Raw genomic sequence first — 17,174 nt, forward strand, 5'->3', positions numbered from 1 at the left:
TCACCAGATGTTTCGTTTAGGGTGTGATTAAAAAAGTATAGAGACTAAACAAAAATAATAGGCCAAATATGCCTGTGGCCCAATAGGGAGCGCGCCCCCGAAACACCAGGCCTGGACTCCCCAAACAACGAGCCTGTTCAACATCAATCCAAGGCACTTCACTACGCCGCCACCACCCCTGCACCTCAATTGGCTGATCTCCCCAGGCCCCAAAAGGACTTCTCCACAGATGGCTGAATGGCCCCCACCACCCCAAAGCCCGCAATTGCCAAAGCCCGACTTCTGTTTCTAACCACAGCCCTTGGCCTAAGCCATGCTCTAAACCCCGCATCCGTAATAACCGCCCCGTCAACTTCACCGGCACACTATCTAAGGGCAAAGCAATGGGGCTTTCAATCAGGGGTTTTAGTAACTGGGGATCAGTAACTGGCGTGGTAATTTCTGGATAGTAGGCGTTAATCCGTAACAAAATTCCCAGGCCCAGCCCCAAACTCCCCCAGCCCCAAAGCATCAGGTTCAAATTGGCAAACCACCAAAACTTAATTCCAATCACCCCGGTACGTAAGGCAAACTCTCCCCCCCGCCACACCAAAATCGCTAGAAATAATCCCAGGAATAAGCCCCACACTGGGGTTAACTGTCGCCAAAATTGCCGTTGTCCTGTCCAGGCTTGGGGCCGCTCACCCAAATCAAATTGGGGTTTTAATTGCCACTTTTGGGCGTAGATACTCAGGGCCTGGAGCCGAATACCCAAAAAGCGATGGGAATGAAACAAGCTAAACCAATCTTTAAGGGGATTTTGCCGCTCCCAGGCCGTCAGCTTGACCCAATCTCGCTGCTGGGGTGGAAACTGGAGACTCCCATAGGTAATCGCAGCAGCGCCATGAACGGGCAACACCAAGCTCAATGCATCAATTAGGGGTGAAACCTCCCGCTCCTGATACACCACCGCGGCCATAGCCTCATTGAGATGAATCAGGGCCTGGCTTAAGCCATTGGGATGGCCGGTAAAGGCGGCCGTAGCCCGATCTGTGAAGTAGAACCGAACCCGCGCGGCTGGAGCAATGATTTTTTCCAAGAGCCAGACTAAGCCATAGGCCAAGGCCGTTGTGCCACAGCCACAGCCATAGACGACCCGATTTAAGAACATGAGTCCCGCATCAACTTGACGGTCTTGGTGCTGACGGTTAAGCCATTCCAAGCGGTGGGCAAAATAATTACCGCATCGGGCCGCGGTTTGGTAAAGCTCATAGATGAGTAGCCGCCCGAAGACCATTGGCCCCAACAACAGGTTATAGCCTCGCCGGAGTTGGATAATTTCAGCACTGATGAGGATGGCAATTTCATCGGCAGGTAAAGCCGTCAGTAGCCCCTGACTGATCACCACCCAACGCCGCCAATGTCCAAAACTAAAAATTAAGGGAACAGCAGTGGGCAAAAAACCGAGTTGCGGCGGTGGCTGAAACCCAGACCAGGCCCAGCGGCCCCAAAACTTGATACTTTCTGGGCTGTAGGTATTTAAGGTAATGAAATCCAATGGCTGGAGTGAGAACTTCCAACGCAGGAGTTGTGCCCAGGCCCAGGGATAACCGACCCCAATCACTAGGGCCAAAACCCCCGTCAAAAACCAGGCCATCGCCCAGGCCCAGGAATCGAGATTATACCAAGGACTGAAAAAGTTGATCAGTGGCTGAACAATGAGGATCCGATTCACCCAGGCCCCGCCCATCAACAAAACCCCTAAACAGGCCATCTGCGTCACCCAGAGTCGCCAGGGAGAAACTTGCCGTAACACTTGTCCAGAAATAGCCCGTTCCAAGATTGGGGTTCGAGCCAGAGCTGTGGGAAGAGCTAGGGATTGGGAGAGTTCCGCTTTGCGTTGGAGGATCGGGCGGGCTTTTTCTACCCAATCGCGCACCTTGGCCTGGGGCAGTTCTGCCAAGTGATCACAGAGGGCCAGGGCCTGAGGAAATTGACCAACCACCGCATAGGCCTGGATGAGATGAAGTTGCGCCGTCACTCCCCAAGACTTGGAGCCATATTGCTTTTTAATCGCTTCTAAGGCCGCAATGGCGACGGGATAATCCTGGCGATTCAGGGCCGCTAAGGCAGCTACTAAACGCGGCTCTAGTTGATAGTCATCAAGCATAGTCAGGGACGGAAGGTGATTCAATCTCCAGACTAGGCGATTCTCTTCCAGTTTTTCTGCTGCTGTCCCAGTTGGTGATCAATGTTTCTCAGGTTTTCCGCAGTCAGTCTGGATTGGGCTATGCACGCTGATGATGTAGCGGGGGTAATGGCACGTCCAAAAAATTCCTGAAAAAATGCCTAAAAATCAGAAAGGACATCGACGACTTTCCGTGTTTCGTCTCGATGCCCTAACTGGTTCGCTCCTCACATCAATAAATGTACCAGATAATCTCCATTTCGTCACATCTCTTCCTAAAGATTTACCAAACTGAATATGTCCTGATTGCATCCCCTGGCCTGGGTCAGTAGGCTAAACCTATCCCAATATTTCCCGGCCCCGCCGCGGAAAAGAGCGGATTAACCCCCAGAGACTATAGACTTCAGAGTGTTCAGATCGCCGATGCCATGATTCCTTTGTCGCTGCTGTCTAACTTAATGCCGCCCCTGACAAGTCCACCAGCCACGGGTGTCGAATTGGTCAACATCTATGGCCTGGTACAAACCTTTATTATTTTGCTCTTGGTGGCAACTGGCGTGGCCTTGGTCAGTCGGCGGCTGGGCTTTCCCTATGTCATTGGTCTAGTGGTAGCCGGGCTATTGATTCCCAAACCAACCTTACCCAGCAACGTTGGTCTGAATCCTGAGTTGGTATTAAACCTCTTTTTACCGATTCTGATTTTTGAAGCGGCCCTAAATACCGATGCCAGTCGCTTGAAACGCAATTTACTCCCCATTGGCCTGTTGGCGGGGCCAGGGACTATTGTGGCGGCCCTAATTACAGGTGGCCTCTTTAAGCTTGCCTTTGTCTGGCCGTGGATTCCCATCTTGGCGGCGGCGGTAATTTTAACCATTACAGATACGGTATCGGTGATTGCCGCCTTCCGGGTTGTTCCTGTGCCGGCCCGCTTATCCACCATTGTTGAGGGAGAAAGTTTATTTAATGATGCTGTGGCCTTGGTGTTACTGGGCCTGATTACGACAGTTCACAGCCAAGGGGCCTTTACGCCATTTTTGGGACTGAAGCAATTTCTGATTGCCTTTCCAGGGGGAATTCTTTTGGGGTTGGGGTTGGGGTATCTCTGCATCGGCCTGTTTCGGCAGTTGGAAGATCCCCTCAGCAGCCTATTGTTGACCGTTGCTGTCGCGTTGGGAACTTTTCAGGTAGGGACAGGCCTGGGGGTTTCGGGGGCGATTGCGGTGGTGACAGCAGGCCTGGTGATTGGCAACTGGGGCCTGGAACATGAAACCACGACGGCTCAGTCGAAACTGACTCTTTTCAGCTTTTGGGAGTATGCGGCCTTTGGGGTCAATACCTTTATCTTTCTCCTGTTGGGCATTGAAGTTGACCCTAAATTTGTGATTGCGGCCGTGCCGATTGCCCTGTTGGCGATTGTCATGTATCAGATTGGCCGAGCAGCGGTGGTTTACCCGTTTTTGTATGTGTTGCGCTGGTTTGATCGCCCGATCCCGATCCGTTGGCAAAATATTCTCATAATTGGGAATGTCAAAGGTTCATTGTCAATGGCGATGGCCTTGAGTTTGCCCCGCTCGATGCCCTTTCGGACAGAAGTGATTACCTTAGTCTTTGGGACAGTGCTGGTTTCTCTGATTGCCCAAGGTCTGAGTTTGCCCTGGTTTGTCCGCAAAATGAAGGTGGCCCAGCAATCGGAATCTGGCCTGCAAATCCAAACCCTCCAACTTAATCTCATGACAGCCAAGGCGGCCCAGGCCCAACTGAAGGAATTGCTCCAGGCCGGTAGTTTACCCCAACCCTTACACGATGATCTCTGGAATCAATACCAGGCCCGGATATTAACTGCTGAATCCGAACTCCAATCTATCTGCAAATCTGATATTCAATTTCCTGATGATTTGGGACAACGCCTCTACCAAAACCGACTTCAACGACAACTGATTCTGGCCGAAAAAAGTGCAGTCACCAATGGCTTGCGGCGCGGCTTACTCTCCCCGGAAATCGCGGAACCCTATTTACAAGACCTGAATCGCCAATTTATTGCCCTCGGTGATGACTAGCCCCAATTCTCTACCTGCTCCCCTGACAGCGGCGGCGATAAAATACCAGGCCCAGGTCCTTGGCTTTCACCGAGTCGGGATTAGTAATGTTGCCCAAGCCTTAGATAATCCTGATTCCCCCAGCGCATTGCAAAAACAACGTCTCCAGGCCTGGTTAAACAAGGGATATAAAGCGGACATGGCCTGGATGAACAATCCTAAACGGCAGGATATTTATCAAGTGATGCCCGATGTAAAATCCATTATTTCCCTGGGCCTCAACTACTACGCAACGCACCAACATTCCGAGAATCCTGAACATGGCAAAATTTCCCGCTATGCCTGGGGGCGGGATTATCACCGAGTCTTAGGAAAACGCTTAAAAGCCCTTTGCCAGTGGTTAGCCGCCCAAAACCCCCAAGTTGAAACCAAGTTTTATGTGGATACGGGGCCCATTTCCGACAAGGCCTGGGCTGAACAGGGGGGCCTAGGTTGGGTGGGCAAAAATGGTAACCTCATTAGTCGGCAATACGGTTCTTGGCTATTTATCGGTGAAATTCTAATCAATCTCGACCTGGAACCCGATCTCCCCCATGCCAATCACTGTGGAACCTGTACCCGTTGCTTAGAGGCTTGTCCCACCCAGGCCATTGTCGAACCCTATACCGTTGATGCTAACCGCTGTATTGCTTACCACACCATTGAAAATCGCCAAGCCCAGTTACCTAAATTTATTGCCGAAAATCTCCAAGGCTGGGTGGCTGGCTGTGATATTTGCCAAGATGTGTGTCCGTGGAATCAACGGTTTGCCCAGGCCACGGATATTCCTGATTTTGAACCTCGACCGGATCTATTAGCCCCTTCGTTAACGGAACTCGCCACATTCACCGAGCAAGATTGGGAGCAGAAATTTACCGCCTCAGCCCTGCGCCGGATCAAACCCGCCCAATGGAGACGTAATGCCCAGGCCAATTTGGGTCGGCTCAATCCCCAACCGCAGCAGGATTAAAATTTGCCCAGATAAGAACACCCCCAAGGCAACAGGAGGGAACATGATTGCCACAACACAACAAGTTTGGACAGATGAAGCATTTATGGCCTTCTCCCAAGATGGGCATCGCTATGAATTAGTCAATGGGGAGTTGGTGGATATGGGTAGTACAGGGATGGAGCATGGTTACGTCGCCTGCATCTTAGTGGCAGAGTTAACAGCCTTTGTTCGTCAAAGGACATTATTTTGCGTCTGTGCTTGTGGAGGATGGCAACGAGACTCCCAAACCCAATACTGAAGGTAAGGCGATTGGGATTGATTTGGGACTGAATCATTTTGTTATCACTAGCGATGGCTTAAAGTTTGCCAATCCTAAATGGTATGCCAAGCATGAGCAAAACCTGAAACGTAAACAGAAGCGACTCTCCCGCCGTCAAAAAGGGTCTAGCAACCGTAATAAAACACGGCGGCAAGTAGCCAGTGTTCATCACAAAATTGCTCGGTGTCGAGAAGATTTCCATCACAAGCTATCACGCAGGATCGTTGACGTAGACCGAAAGGCGTGCGAGGCAAACCAAGTCATCGTGACGGAAAATCTCAATGTGAGAGGCATGGTACAAAATCGCTGTCTATCCAAGGCAATTAGCCAAGTTGGATGAGGGCAATTCTGCACGATGCTGAAATATAAAGCCGAGCAAGAAGGCAAGGTCGATTTGGCAGTGGACAGATTTTTGCCATCTTCTAAGACTTGCCATGTTTGTCTCAATCAAGTCAATCGCCTGTCCCTTGATGTTCGATTTTGGCAGTGCGATAAATGCGGTACAAGGCATGACCGGGACGTAAAGGCTGCCATAAATATCAGAGATGAAGGTCTGCGTATTTTGCCCTCTGGAACAGGGGAGACCGCTGCTTATCTAGGTGTAAGTCGGAATAATAAAGGTCGAAAATCCTCTACTATTTCGCAACCTATTGGAGAAGAAGCCCGCATTCTGTCGCTTGCGATGTTGGCTTAGGCCTGCCGTAGGCACAATGTCGGGTAGTTCACTTTATAGCAGTAACATATACAGCCTGTGCTCTTGCATAAGTTCTCAAGTTTCTACGCTATGCTTAACGGATAACTGCCCTGCCGATAGTCAACAGCACCAGTTAACCCCTGTTAAACAACGGTTTCTACCTGGGTCAAAACTTTATGGCCACCTCCTTTGCCGATACAGCTATTGCGGTTTTAATTGACTTAGCTGAACGGGGAGACATTGATCCCTGGGATGTACAAGTGGTGGATGTGTTTGACCGTTGTCTCCAAGAACTAGCCACCGGGCATTATCAGGATTTACACCACTCGGGACAGGCGTTTCTGTATGCCGCAATCCTGATTTTATTGAAGTCGGATAGTTTACTGGGCCTGGAGCAAGCCGAACCGACTTTGGATTTTGAGGAAGCCGCCGATGAACACTTGGTCTTGCCTGGTTTACCTGTGCAGTTAGAACGTCATCTCCAACGCCGGCCGGTGGCCCCACCCCCCCAACGTCGCCGTGTCACCTTGGCAGAATTGATTGACCATCTCAAAACCATGGCCGTTGAAGTTGAAAAACGGACAATCAATCGACCGCCCCGCCCCACCCCAGTCCGCAGGCGCCCCAGCAATATTAAAGCCATTACCCAACTAGCCCACCAAGAAAATCTGACGGAAATGGCCCATGAGGTTGAGGCCCTCTTACATAACCAAGGCCTGGGAGAGGAATGGTTAGATTTAGAAACCCTACTGACCCTCAAAAATGATCGGGTAGGGGTGTTTTGGGCCCTATTGTTCCTGTCCTCCCAGTCTAAAGTCGAACTAGACCAGGCCGAGTTTTACCAAGACCTCCGGATCAGAATTTATCAAGCCGATTTACTCCCTAGTCCCGTAGTTGCCTCTGCCTAATCAGCATTAAGCTCTTTGAAGCATGGCACAGAGTTGTTGATGATACTGTCCGTTACTGGCGAGGTAGCCCCCGGCCTGGTTAACATCTCCTTGGTTATAGGTCAATAAGCTTTGATCAAAACGGGTCAGTTTGCCCCCCGCTTCGGTCAAAATCAACTCCGGCCCGGCCAAATCCCAATCCTTGGGAGAGGTGCGACTGGGCAACATGAAATATACATCCGCGTCCTGTTCCGCAATTGCCGCTATTTTGCAGCCAATACTGCCCATTTTTTTACGGGCCTGTTGGGGCATACGCTGTAGAAAAGCTTCTAGCTCTGGGGTAGCATGACTGCGGCTGGTTAAAACTTCTAAATCTTCCCAGGCCCGTTCTTGATTTACGACCAACCGATAAGGAGGTGCAGTCCGCGTCAGCCGATAACTGCCTTCCCCAACTTGAGCTAGGTAAACCCCATCCCGCCCCGGCCAGGCCACGGCAGCTAAAATTGGCCGACCTTGGTGAACTAGGGCAATGTGGGTGGCATATTCTCCAGTCCGTTGAATAAAGTCTTTAGTTCCGTCCAGAGGATCAATCACCCAAACATAGGGTTGTGACAAAGGTGGGCCAGGCTGATAGGTTTCTTCGGTCAGGTAGCCAAATTCTTGATCACCACAGGCTTCTCGTAACCGATTGAGAATTAATTTATCTACGGCCTGGTCTGCCATCGTTACGGGGGATAAATCGGCATGGGTCTGGGTTTGCCAACACTCAGGGTTTTCTTCATACTCTTTTAATAAATCGGATGCTGCCCAGGCCACCTCAACAAGCAACTCTCGATAATTATCTAAGTTCAAGGACATAATTGAGCCTTTGCCAATGACTGCACGTTCACTATCAAATTAATCAGCCTTAATAGGCAATTTGCCAATACTTCCAGGCCGCGTGGGCCAAGGTCAAGACCCCAACTGTAATGGCTTTTTCATCTACATCAAATTGGGGGTGATGGAGCGGATAATTGGGCCGATCTGCAAAGCCCACCCCTAAGCGAAACATTGCACCGGGGGCCTGTTCCAAATAGAGGGCAAAATCTTCCGCACCGAGGGACGGTTCTGGGAGGGTATGGACATTTTCTTTCCCGATTGCTTCTTGGGCTGCTTCCTGTAACAGTTGCGTCAGGTGAGGGGCATTACAAACCGAGGGGACTCCCCGCCGATAATCCAGTTCATAGGTCGCGCCATAGGCCTGGCAGGTGTGGGCAACAATTTTCTCAATCCAGGCCGGCAGGGCTTGACTGGTTTCAGGATGAAGGGAGCGAACTGTGCCTTGTAAAATGACTTGATCCGCAATCACATTGGGAGCGCGACCGCCAGAAATTTTCCCAATGGTGAGGACAACAGGACGGAGCGGGTTTTGGGTGCGACTAATGGCCTGTTGCAAATTCGTAATCACTTGGGCCGCAATCCAGATGGCATCAATGGCTTCGTGGGGACGCGCGCCGTGGCCAGATTCCCCCATAATCCGAATTTCTAAATCATCGGCGGCAGCGGTCAAGGCCCCATAACGTACCGCAATTTCTCCGGCCGGAATGGACGGAAAAACGTGGAGAGAAAGAATCGAACTCACCTGTTGCATTGCACCTGCCTCAATCATCCAGGCCGCGCCTTGGGCAATTTCTTCGGCGGGTTGAAAAATAAATCGCAGTCTCCCCGGTAAATGATCCTGGAGTTGAGCCAAAACCATTGCCGTTCCTAGTCCCACCGTTGTATGAACATCATGGCCACAGGCGTGCATCACCCCCGGTCGTTGGGAGGCAAAGTCAAGATGGGTGCGCTCATGAATTGGTAAGGCATCCAAATCCGTCCGAATCGCCAAAATCCGCTCATCTTGCCCATTACCGGGAATTTCCCCCATCACCCCCACCCCTGCTGGGCCTGGTAAGAGTTGCACCCCCGCCGAAGACAAAACACCGGCCACATAGGCTGAAGTTTGAGTTTCCTGGCCGCTTAGTTCTGGGTGGCTGTGGAGATGACGGCGAATTTCTAATAAGCGGGGCTGAAGGGTTTCTGCTAAATGTTTAATCTGGGGCAACATAGGGAAGGCAAAACAAACTGTTAGAATGAAAGCGATATAGCCTTATAGTAACGCTGATTTATTTCTAAGACATCAGATAATTTCACTGCTAAATATGTTTGATTGATATTTATCAATTTTTGGTTGTCAGTCAATCTTGACTACGCCGCCTTGGATTATCTGATGAACCCTACCCATAACTGTTATCTCTGCTGAGGCCTGGCCCGCTATTGCGGGGAATCTGGCCTGCCTATCACAAGAGGTTACAGATACGGTCGTTGCCATAACTGTTATCCATTCCCTCAGGGAGTTAACCCGATCACTAGGATTGTTTCTGCCCTCTGATTGATTATCTAAATTTTCAGGTTAAGTATTACTTATGTTATCTGTGATTAACCGTTTATCTATCTTTGTTGATGGCAATAATATGTTTTACGCCCAACAAAAGAATGGCTGGTTCTTTGATCCCCGGCGAGTTTTGAACTATTTTACTCGAGATCCCGCCACTCACTTAGTTAATGCCTTCTGGTACACCGGCCTGAAGGATGTCCAAGATCAACGCTCATTTCGGGATGCGCTGATCAACTTGGGTTATACGGTGCGGACAAAAATGCTGAAAGAGTTCTATGACGATCAACAACATAAATTTTCACAAAAAGCAAATCTGGATATTGAAATTGTTATTGATATGTTTAACACCGTGGATCAGTATGATCGGGTGATTTTATTTAGCGGGGATGGGGATTTTGAGCGGGCCATTGAGCTTTTGCGCTCTAAAAATACTCATATTACGGTGGTTTCTACAGAGGGGATGATTGCCCGTGAACTCCGCAATGCTACAGATCGTTACTTGGACTTGAATGATTTACGCCCAGAGATTGAGAAGATAGATAAGTCAGAACTGATCTTAGAAAAAACTGCTTAACTCTTTTCGGAATTGTCCTGAGAGCCTATTTTGGGTTTAATGTACGTAGGAACAGTCTTGCAACCGTCTCCCATAAATGCCTCCAGCAATTAAGTCATACCTCTAGATGAGAAATAGGCTGTATGCCCACGGACTATGTTTTGCCCTCAACCCTATTTTTAACCTTCTTGCTTTTAATTGGGCTGGTTTTCTTTCTACGGGCGTCAACAAAGAACCGCACTGAAGTCAAACGCCTGCCTGCTCCTGGAGAACCTACCCCGCTGTTGACTCAAATTCAAAACCATCTAACAGGACGGGCCTATCGGATTATTGCGGTTAGTCCTGAACAAGAGCAGATTACTTTTGAGGGGTTGGTGAGTGCTAGTCTCGGGTTAGCCATTTTTCTGACCATTTTAGCGGTACTTGGCCTGGGTAGCTTGGGTTTAGTGTTGGGGATGATTTGGCCGCCGTTAGAGGGTTGGGGCCTGGGCCTGGTCATTTTGGCACCGTTGGCCACTATCTTTTATTGGCAGGGCGCACAACGACACGAAACCGTAACCGTCCAAGTCGAACGCGACCAAACCCAACCCGGCCTGGCCACGATCACCATTACCGCCCATCGGGATGAACTGATTGCCCTCAATGCCGCCTTAAATCCTGGAGATTAGGGCCGAGTCTATGGAGTAGTTGTCCGTGAGGCTCATGCCTATTCATAGCCGTAACTGCATTGCATCTTGGGATTGAGGTATTGACTGGCCTGGTCTTCAAAGGTGATGCAGATAGTGGTCATGCCGCTGACACAAATTCCCCCGAAAACCCTATTTGCCTGATTTTGCCGTAATCCTCAATTAAGTCCTTAAGTCCCAGCAAATCTTCGAGTTCATACCCCTGCTTCAGAGAGATTAGCCCATGAGTTGCCGCACAAAATATTTCGCCTAGCATAATCAGCCGAGACTGAACCGGGAAGTCATTGCTCAACCCAATCTCAATGCGCTCCTTCATGTCTTCAAAAGTACTGTCCTGCATCAATTTCTCCTCTGCTACGTTGATTAATACTGCCGTCCCTAAAAACTAGGGCTACCCTCTGTATCTTCTGGTCTTCTCTATCAATGTAAATTGCCTGTTTCAACCCAAAGTTCAAATCCCTGATAGCAGCATCCCTATTGATATAGTAAGCAATTCGGGGTGCTTGAGACCGCCCCTTGATCAAGCCTTGCTGAAAAGCTCCCCGAACATTTTTGGCTTTGGTCGTTAATACCTTAAACTCCCAATTCTCCCCATCCACAAGAGCATCAAACCGCCGAACATACTGCTCTTTACGGCTCTCATCAACTAACTCCACAACCTGGCCTTGCTTGGCAAAAACTTCCGAGATAAAAAGCTCTGAAGCAAAGTCATCACTGCGATTATGTCCCTCATGGATCAAAACATAGCCCCCGGTCTGCTCATCAAAATAGTGCCTCTCATACTCCGGCCCAGCAGCTTTATAGGCGATGCGATTCTGGGCAATGGGGTTCACAGCAGTTTTCGATAATTGACTCTGGACTTCTGCCATTATCTACTGTTGCAGATGTAAAACAAGTCGATTTAGGATGGTTGCCTAAACTCTTCAACTCTTTCAGGTTTTTGATTCGGGGCTTGCTACCACCCACTAAATGTAGCGTTATGCGTAGTCTGTTCTGAGAGAATGAAAATCTTATGATATTGTTATCTCACTTAGGAATGAAATACTGAAAAACTCGAAACCATTACGGGTACTAGCTTCTAATATCTCACTTTCAATAGAAATGGCTATAATTGCCGCCAAACGATTTCCCGACTCGCCCTCATTCAGTCTTAAATGGGTAGTCCCATAAAACACGAGTTGACTGCCTTTGCCGGGGGATAAAATTTTAATTTTCTAGGAGTTCAAAATTCTAGTTAGAGCATGATTCAGCCTGTCTAGGACTATATTTGAACTGTTCCAGGCCCAGAGATTAGCCTTTAACTATTCCGGACTTGTTGAGACCAAACGCGAGTCGGTAAACCCCAAACATAGATAAAGCCCTCGGCCGCTTTGTGATCAAATTGATCCTCGGCACCATAGGTGGCCAAGTCTGGGGTATAGAGAGAATAATCAGATTTCCGTCCCACAGTCGTGGCCTGGCCCTTAAAGAGTTTGATCCGCACTGTCCCCGTCACCCGTTGTTGAGTTTGGGCGATAAAGGCATCCAAGGCTTGCTTGAGGGGGCTATACCAGAGGCCGTTATAAACTAGGCGGCTATAGGTTTCCTCCAGGCCCCGTTTATATTGACTTACATCTGCGGTCAGGGTCAAGCTTTCTAAATCCCGGTGGGCCGCAATTAAAACCAGCAAAGCCGGAGCTTCATAAATTTCCCGAGACTTAATGCCGACTAAGCGATTTTCGATCATGTCAATCCGGCCAACACCATGAATGCCGGCCCGCTCATTCAGTAATTCCACCAGGCGCACGGGGTCATAACGGGTGTCGTTAATGGAGACCGGAATCCCCTGTTCAAAGCCAATTTCCAAATATTCAGGGGAATTTGGGGTGTTGTCCACAGGCCTGGTGAGGAGATAAACTTCCTCCAGAGGTTCCGTCCAGGGATCTTCCAAGGGCCCTGCTTCAATGCTGCGACCGAGTAAATTCCGGTCAATGCTATAGGGAGATTTTTTCTTAACTGGGGAGGGAATGCCATATTTTTCCCCATAGGCAATGGTTTCTTCCCGACTCATTCCCCACTCCCGGGCCGGGGCCAGCACTTTTAGATCCGGATTCAAGGCGGCAATAGAGACATCAAAGCGGACTTGGTCATTGCCTTTTCCAGTACAACCGTGGGCAACGGCATCGGCTCCATAGTCTGCGGCTGCATCAACTAACAGTTTGGCAATTAAGGGGCGGGCCAGGGCGGTAGAGAGGGGATAACGGTTTTCATAGAGGGCATTGGCCTGGATGGCGGGAAACGCATAGTTGCGAATGAAACTATCTTGGGCGTTAATCACCAAGGACTGGGCAGCTCCAGAATCGAGGGCCTTTTTGCGCACGGGTTCAAGCTCATCCCCTTGCCCCAAGTCAGCCGCCAGGGTAATGACTTCCTCCACGCCCCACTCATGCTTGAGGTAGGGAATACAGACCGAGGTATCAACCCCACCGGAATAAGCAAGAACAACTTTTTTTGCGCGACCCATGTTTCACCCTATACCCAATGACTCATCCCCACTATTATCAGCACAATGTTTAGATTCCGCATGGGGCCTGGTTTGATTTTTCAGGATTTCCTAAGATTTCCAGGCCCACAGGAGGATGATCTTGCCGTCAACGCCTTCTCAACAAATACTATCTGGTTCCGAAACTCTAACCCAAATCATCACCTGCCCAGACTGTTCTCATCCATCAGAATTTGAGAAGTTCCCCGTGGAAGATGCTGTTGATCTGGCCCGGCTTTGAGACGAGATGGGTCATGGGCGGACTTGATGCCAGGCCCTAGGGTTGAGGAGCGCGAACCTCAGACTTAATACCCTGCTGAGCCAATCTGTCAACCAAGATTTGAGCCGAAAGGGTATCTTCAAAGGCCCCAAACTGGATTCTCACCCCCTCTGGAAATTGGACTAAATAGGCATTGGCAATTCCTTGACGGCCCTTCACTAAATCCGCCGGTGCTTGATACGGGGCAACAACATAGAAAAATGATTTTTCACCCATTGGGGCTGCCATTGGCTCAACCACAGGCCTGGTTACAGCTTCAGCCGGGGTGGGGAGTGAGGTTGTCGGGGCAGAATTCGGGTTGGGAATGGTTGCGGTGGCAGGACTTGGCAGCGCGACTGGGGGGCTTGGGAGAATCTCGCCGACTGGGGCAGGAGCAGCAGTATTAGGAGGAAGGGGGGGGAGAGTATCCGGTTCGACCAGGCCTGGGGTTGGATTCATCGGATCAACTTGATCCATCACAGGCCTGGGTTCTGAGCGCATTTGCCACCAGATGTACCCCATGGCCCCCGCCGTCGTCATCAGACCGGCCAATACTAAGCCAATGGTTAAGCCACGGCTCAAATAGGTCGGAGAAGCTGCCGGGGTGGGGGTGTCCAGTTTCGGAATATTTTCCAGCAGTGCCGCAGCGGAATCAAAGTAGGTGTTGGGGCCATCTAATTGCTTGACCGTTGGACTACTCAGCGGGGCAGCAGTGGCTGGAGGGGGTGTTGGTTCCAGGGCTGGGGAGTCAGTTGCAGGGCTGGGGGGCGTTGCCGCACTATCTAGAATGTCTGAGTCAAAGGGCTGAAAATCCCCCAGATCAAACCAGACTTCATCCACACTTGGTTCGGCCACAGGAGGGGGGGAGGAGGCTAGGGGGGGAGCGGGTTTAGGCAGAGTTGGGACTTCCGAAAAAAGGTCTTCTGCGAGCGAGCACTGCTCTACAATTTCTGGAAACGGCCCAGCAGGAGAGTCTTCCCCCAGACCTGGGGTTTCTTCCACCGTGATCGAGTCGGGGGTAACGGGATCCGGGGCTTCCTTGGGAAAAATAGGGGCAAACCAGGCCTGGAGTGGAGAGGTTCCTGATTCAGGCTGTTGGGGAAGGCGAGTCTCCAGTTCAGCTAAGAGTTCTGTGATCGATTCTGGGGCTAATTCTGGGGATTCTTTCGGCGGGGTCGGCTCTGGGAGTTGCTTGAAGGTGGTGACACTGGTGGCCAGGCCCTCGGGAGGCGATTCTACAGGGGCAGGAATAGATGGCGGTTCGGGAACAGGAGCAACAGTGGCATAGTCGGGCTGGGCAGATGTCGGGGCGGCCTCAGTTGGGGAGATGGCTGCGCTGGAGTTGGGGGCGGGATGAGCAGCGGCTGGGAATGGGGACAGGCTTTGGACTAAGCGGTGACAGCGATATTGGGTTAACTCAGCCTCAAGACTTAGGTTCAAACAAGCAACGGCGGCTTTTAAGCGGGCCTGGACTTCGGAGGGGGAGGCGGGAGTGGTCACGGTCATAGGTGCTGCCCTAATTTTTCTAAAAGACAATTCTGTAAAATGGCCTGTGGACTAAACCTAAGCAATTGTGATTCCCCTAGGGGCCTGGCAATTACTCGAAAAGTAGTTACCATGAACACGATTGTTTATGCAGAAAGTGCCAGACACTTTGCCGAGTTGGCCTGTGACATTTCTTCAAGAGGTTGGTGTGAGTCGGCGGCGAAATTTACCAGAAACCACAGCCTATGTGCGGATTACCCAGCATTCTTGGACGTTGGGGCAGATGACTGGGGAGGTTTTGGCGAGTCAATATACCTGGCATTTTCATTGGCGGTTTAGGGACAAGGCCCTGGATATTACCCCTGCCTTAGGACGAGCCTTAATTAAGGAACCCTTAAGCCGTTTCTTAGAGCAAAAAGACTACCAACTGGAACCGGGGGGCGACTATACCTTTACAGTGCGGGCTAAGTTTTAGGCCTCTGGCTCCTCAACGGAACTGACTTTTCCCCAGGCCCCTGATAGGATCGATCTGGAGGAAAGGGCCGAGAGCACCGAGAGTTTACTTTTGCCGAGAAGATTGCCTTTGCTTCCAGGCCTGACCATTGTGAAACCCTATAAATTTAGGACTGAGTTGCTATGTCCATGCCGGTCATTGTTGTTGGTGCGCTGGGTAAAATGGGGCGGGAAGTGGTGAAGACGATTCAGCAAACCCCAGATTTAGAGCTTTATGGCGTAGTCGATCGAACCGGGCAGGGGGAGGATATTGGCAGTCTGATTGGCCTGGGAACCTTAGATGTTGTGATCAGCCCAACCTTGCAAGAGCTTTGTGTCGCCGCCGCCCAAGAAAAACAGCCCGTGGTGATGGTGGACTTTACCCATCCCAATTCGGTTTATGAACATGTCCGCATGGCGATTGCCTACGGGGTTTATCCAGTGGTGGGCACAACCGGCCTCAGCCCAGCCCAGTTACAGGATCTGGCAGATTTTGCCGACAAAGCCGACATGGGGGTTTTGATCATTCCGAACTTTTCCATCGGGATGGTCTTACTCCAGCAGGCGGCGATCCAAGCCTCCCAATATTTTGACCATGTGGAAATCATTGAACTGCATCACAACCAAAAAGCCGATGCCCCCAGTGGGACTGCCCTCCAAACGGCCCAAATGTTAGCCGAACTGGGTAAAACCTTTAATCCAGCCCAAGTTGTGGAAACTGAACATCTCCCTGGAGCCAGAGGAGCCACCGCCCCTGAAAATATCCATATCCACAGTATTCGCCTGCCCGGATTAATTGCCCATCAAGAGGTCATTTTTGGTGCGCCTGGACAAATCTATACCCTCCGCCATGACACCAGTGATCGGGCCTGTTATATGCCTGGTGTGGTTTTAGCCATTCGCAAAGTCACCCAACTTAAACGGCTGATTGTGGGCCTGGAAAAAATTCTCTAGGTTGCTCGCTCCTGAGTCTTTTTCAGTTCTAAGCATCTTCTCTTCCTTGGGGGCTAACTCTGGGATTGGAGCAACAGGTTAAGATAAAGAGAGTCTAGCCCCCAGGAGCCTCCTATGCCAATTGGTGTACCGAAAGTCCCCTACCGGATGCCCGGTGAACCTTACACCCAATGGATTGACATTTACAACCGCCTCTATCGGGAACGGATTATTTTTTTGGGGCGGGAAGTAGATGATGAAATTGCTAACCAAATTGTGGCAGTAATGCTTTACCTTGACTCAGAAGACCCAGGCAAAGACATCATGCTCTACATCAATTCCCCTGGGGGATCGGTCACGGCTGGGATGGCGATTTATGACACGATGCAGCATATCAAATCCGATGTAGTGACCATCTGCGTTGGCCTGGCCGCTTCGATGGGTTCTTTTCTCTTGGCAGCAGGCACAAAGGGTAAACGCCTCGCTCTGCCTCACTCCCGGATTATGATCCATCAACCCTCCGGTGGCACTCGTGGGCAAGCAACGGATATTGAAATTGAAGCGCGGGAAATTCTGCGGATTCGTCGCCAACTGAATAATCTTTATGTCCATCACACAGGGCAAGTGCTTGAAAAAATTGAAAAAGATATGGATCGGGATTATTTTATGTCGGCCCAAGAAGCCAAAGACTATGGCCTGATTGATCGGGTCATTGAAGATCGGCCTGCTTAA

At 50.4% G+C, this 17,174-nt stretch carries 16 protein-coding genes and 1 pseudogene; 10 read left to right on the forward strand and 7 right to left on the reverse strand.

The annotated features are described in order from the left end of the window. Nucleotides 1–16: 16 nt before the first annotated feature. Nucleotides 17–2,149 (reverse strand): hypothetical protein, encoded by a 2,133-nt coding sequence (locus tag RIF25_RS09595; RefSeq protein ID WP_322878321.1) that lies wholly within the window; start codon nucleotides 2,147–2,149, stop codon nucleotides 17–19. Between the two features lie 446 nt (nucleotides 2,150–2,595). Here RIF25_RS09595 and RIF25_RS09600 point away from each other — a divergent pair, with 446 nt between their 5' ends. The 5 genes and pseudogenes from RIF25_RS09600 (at nucleotide 2,596) to RIF25_RS09620 (ending at nucleotide 7,115) form a co-directional block, all read left to right on the forward strand. Beyond that, on the forward strand, nucleotides 2,596–4,224 hold the full coding sequence (locus RIF25_RS09600; RefSeq protein ID WP_322878322.1) for a cation:proton antiporter: 1,629 nt from the start codon (nucleotides 2,596–2,598) through the stop codon (nucleotides 4,222–4,224). Beyond that, nucleotides 4,217–5,212 carry a tRNA epoxyqueuosine(34) reductase QueG gene (gene queG, locus RIF25_RS09605; protein ID WP_322878323.1) on the forward strand — a complete coding sequence of 332 codons (996 nt, stop codon included), beginning with the start codon at nucleotides 4,217–4,219 and terminating at the stop codon, nucleotides 5,210–5,212. Before RIF25_RS09600 ends, queG begins: the two co-directional genes overlap by 8 nt. A 43-nt stretch (nucleotides 5,213–5,255) precedes the next feature. Beyond that, nucleotides 5,256–5,492, forward strand: coding sequence for a Uma2 family endonuclease (locus tag RIF25_RS09610; protein ID WP_322878324.1), 237 nt, complete (start codon nucleotides 5,256–5,258; stop codon nucleotides 5,490–5,492). Then, nucleotides 5,437–6,207 (forward strand): annotated as a pseudogene (locus RIF25_RS17270) (RNA-guided endonuclease InsQ/TnpB family protein); the annotation flags it as partial. The gene RIF25_RS09610 and the pseudogene RIF25_RS17270, both read left to right, overlap by 56 nt. A 176-nt stretch (nucleotides 6,208–6,383) precedes the next feature. Further along, nucleotides 6,384–7,115 (forward strand): segregation/condensation protein A, encoded by a 732-nt coding sequence (locus RIF25_RS09620; RefSeq protein WP_322878326.1) that lies wholly within the window; start codon nucleotides 6,384–6,386, stop codon nucleotides 7,113–7,115. 6 nt (nucleotides 7,116–7,121) lie between these two features. Here the strand turns inward: RIF25_RS09620 and RIF25_RS09625 are convergent, their stop codons facing one another. Beyond that, nucleotides 7,122–7,952: a 3'(2'),5'-bisphosphate nucleotidase CysQ family protein gene (locus RIF25_RS09625; RefSeq protein WP_322878327.1), complete on the reverse strand. Its 831-nt coding sequence runs from the start codon at nucleotides 7,950–7,952 to the stop codon at nucleotides 7,122–7,124. A gap of 49 nt (nucleotides 7,953–8,001) precedes the next feature. Then, entirely contained in the window at nucleotides 8,002–9,183 is a 1,182-nt protein-coding gene (locus RIF25_RS09630; protein ID WP_322878328.1) for a M20 family metallopeptidase, read from the reverse strand. 358 nt (nucleotides 9,184–9,541) lie between these two features. On the opposite strand from RIF25_RS09630, the gene RIF25_RS09635 reads away from it, so the two are divergent. Both RIF25_RS09635 and RIF25_RS09640 read left to right on the forward strand, forming a co-directional pair. Then, nucleotides 9,542–10,087: a LabA-like NYN domain-containing protein gene (locus RIF25_RS09635; RefSeq protein ID WP_015125874.1), complete on the forward strand. Its 546-nt coding sequence runs from the start codon at nucleotides 9,542–9,544 to the stop codon at nucleotides 10,085–10,087. 122 nt (nucleotides 10,088–10,209) lie between these two features. Then, nucleotides 10,210–10,734: a cofactor assembly of complex C subunit B gene (locus tag RIF25_RS09640; protein WP_322878329.1), complete on the forward strand. Its 525-nt coding sequence runs from the start codon at nucleotides 10,210–10,212 to the stop codon at nucleotides 10,732–10,734. 118 nt (nucleotides 10,735–10,852) lie between these two features. Here RIF25_RS09640 and RIF25_RS09645 read toward each other — a convergent pair whose 3' ends face one another. The 4 genes from RIF25_RS09645 to RIF25_RS09660 all read right to left on the reverse strand — a co-directional run bounded on the left by RIF25_RS09645 (nucleotide 10,853) and on the right by RIF25_RS09660 (nucleotide 15,038). Beyond that, a complete protein-coding gene (locus tag RIF25_RS09645; RefSeq protein ID WP_322878330.1) occupies nucleotides 10,853–11,092 on the reverse strand; it encodes a hypothetical protein in 240 nt (79 codons plus the stop codon). Next, nucleotides 11,073–11,621, reverse strand: a complete 549-nt coding sequence (locus RIF25_RS09650) for a CdiA C-terminal domain-containing protein (RefSeq protein WP_322878331.1) — start codon at nucleotides 11,619–11,621, stop codon at nucleotides 11,073–11,075. The genes RIF25_RS09645 and RIF25_RS09650 overlap by 20 nt, the downstream gene beginning before the upstream one ends. Before the next feature lie 428 nt (nucleotides 11,622–12,049). Further along, nucleotides 12,050–13,255, reverse strand: a complete 1,206-nt coding sequence (locus RIF25_RS09655; RefSeq protein WP_322878332.1) for an argininosuccinate synthase — start codon at nucleotides 13,253–13,255, stop codon at nucleotides 12,050–12,052. Nucleotides 13,256–13,550: 295 nt separating this feature from the next. Continuing rightward, nucleotides 13,551–15,038 carry a hypothetical protein gene (locus RIF25_RS09660; protein ID WP_322878333.1) on the reverse strand — a complete coding sequence of 496 codons (1,488 nt, stop codon included), beginning with the start codon at nucleotides 15,036–15,038 and terminating at the stop codon, nucleotides 13,551–13,553. Nucleotides 15,039–15,165: 127 nt separating this feature from the next. Here RIF25_RS09660 and RIF25_RS09665 point away from each other — a divergent pair, with 127 nt between their 5' ends. The 3 genes from RIF25_RS09665 (at nucleotide 15,166) to RIF25_RS09675 (ending at nucleotide 17,174) form a co-directional block, all read left to right on the forward strand. Further along, nucleotides 15,166–15,492 (forward strand): DUF3146 family protein, encoded by a 327-nt coding sequence (locus tag RIF25_RS09665; protein WP_407682380.1) that lies wholly within the window; start codon nucleotides 15,166–15,168, stop codon nucleotides 15,490–15,492. A gap of 161 nt (nucleotides 15,493–15,653) precedes the next feature. Then, nucleotides 15,654–16,463, forward strand: a complete 810-nt coding sequence (dapB, locus tag RIF25_RS09670) for a 4-hydroxy-tetrahydrodipicolinate reductase (protein ID WP_322878335.1) — start codon at nucleotides 15,654–15,656, stop codon at nucleotides 16,461–16,463. Nucleotides 16,464–16,577: 114 nt separating this feature from the next. Next, entirely contained in the window at nucleotides 16,578–17,174 is a 597-nt protein-coding gene (locus RIF25_RS09675; protein ID WP_322878336.1) for an ATP-dependent Clp protease proteolytic subunit, read from the forward strand.

The organism is Pseudocalidococcus azoricus BACA0444 (genome assembly GCF_031729055.1).
Lineage (GTDB): Bacteria > Cyanobacteriota > Cyanobacteriia > Thermosynechococcales > Thermosynechococcaceae > Pseudocalidococcus > Pseudocalidococcus azoricus.

Excerpts from the sequence above, each read along its gene's own strand:
- RIF25_RS09595 (WP_322878321.1), bottom strand. The coding sequence starts at position 2,149 with ATGCTTGATGACTATCAACTAGAGCCGCGTTTAGTAGCTGCCTTAGCG.
- RIF25_RS09600 (WP_322878322.1), top strand. The coding sequence starts at position 2,596 with ATGATTCCTTTGTCGCTGCTGTCTAACTTAATGCCGCCCCTGACAAGT.
- queG (WP_322878323.1), top strand. The coding sequence starts at position 4,217 with ATGACTAGCCCCAATTCTCTACCTGCTCCCCTGACAGCGGCGGCGATA.
- RIF25_RS09610 (WP_322878324.1), top strand. The coding sequence starts at position 5,256 with ATGATTGCCACAACACAACAAGTTTGGACAGATGAAGCATTTATGGCC.
- RIF25_RS09620 (WP_322878326.1), top strand. The coding sequence starts at position 6,384 with ATGGCCACCTCCTTTGCCGATACAGCTATTGCGGTTTTAATTGACTTA.
- RIF25_RS09625 (WP_322878327.1), bottom strand. The coding sequence starts at position 7,952 with ATGTCCTTGAACTTAGATAATTATCGAGAGTTGCTTGTTGAGGTGGCC.
- RIF25_RS09630 (WP_322878328.1), bottom strand. The coding sequence starts at position 9,183 with ATGTTGCCCCAGATTAAACATTTAGCAGAAACCCTTCAGCCCCGCTTA.
- RIF25_RS09635 (WP_015125874.1), top strand. The coding sequence starts at position 9,542 with ATGTTATCTGTGATTAACCGTTTATCTATCTTTGTTGATGGCAATAAT.
- RIF25_RS09640 (WP_322878329.1), top strand. The coding sequence starts at position 10,210 with ATGCCCACGGACTATGTTTTGCCCTCAACCCTATTTTTAACCTTCTTG.
- RIF25_RS09645 (WP_322878330.1), bottom strand. The coding sequence starts at position 11,092 with ATGCAGGACAGTACTTTTGAAGACATGAAGGAGCGCATTGAGATTGGG.
- RIF25_RS09650 (WP_322878331.1), bottom strand. The coding sequence starts at position 11,621 with ATGGCAGAAGTCCAGAGTCAATTATCGAAAACTGCTGTGAACCCCATT.
- RIF25_RS09655 (WP_322878332.1), bottom strand. The coding sequence starts at position 13,255 with ATGGGTCGCGCAAAAAAAGTTGTTCTTGCTTATTCCGGTGGGGTTGAT.
- RIF25_RS09660 (WP_322878333.1), bottom strand. The coding sequence starts at position 15,038 with ATGACCGTGACCACTCCCGCCTCCCCCTCCGAAGTCCAGGCCCGCTTA.
- RIF25_RS09665 (WP_407682380.1), top strand. The coding sequence starts at position 15,166 with ATGCAGAAAGTGCCAGACACTTTGCCGAGTTGGCCTGTGACATTTCTT.
- dapB (WP_322878335.1), top strand. The coding sequence starts at position 15,654 with ATGTCCATGCCGGTCATTGTTGTTGGTGCGCTGGGTAAAATGGGGCGG.
- RIF25_RS09675 (WP_322878336.1), top strand. The coding sequence starts at position 16,578 with ATGCCAATTGGTGTACCGAAAGTCCCCTACCGGATGCCCGGTGAACCT.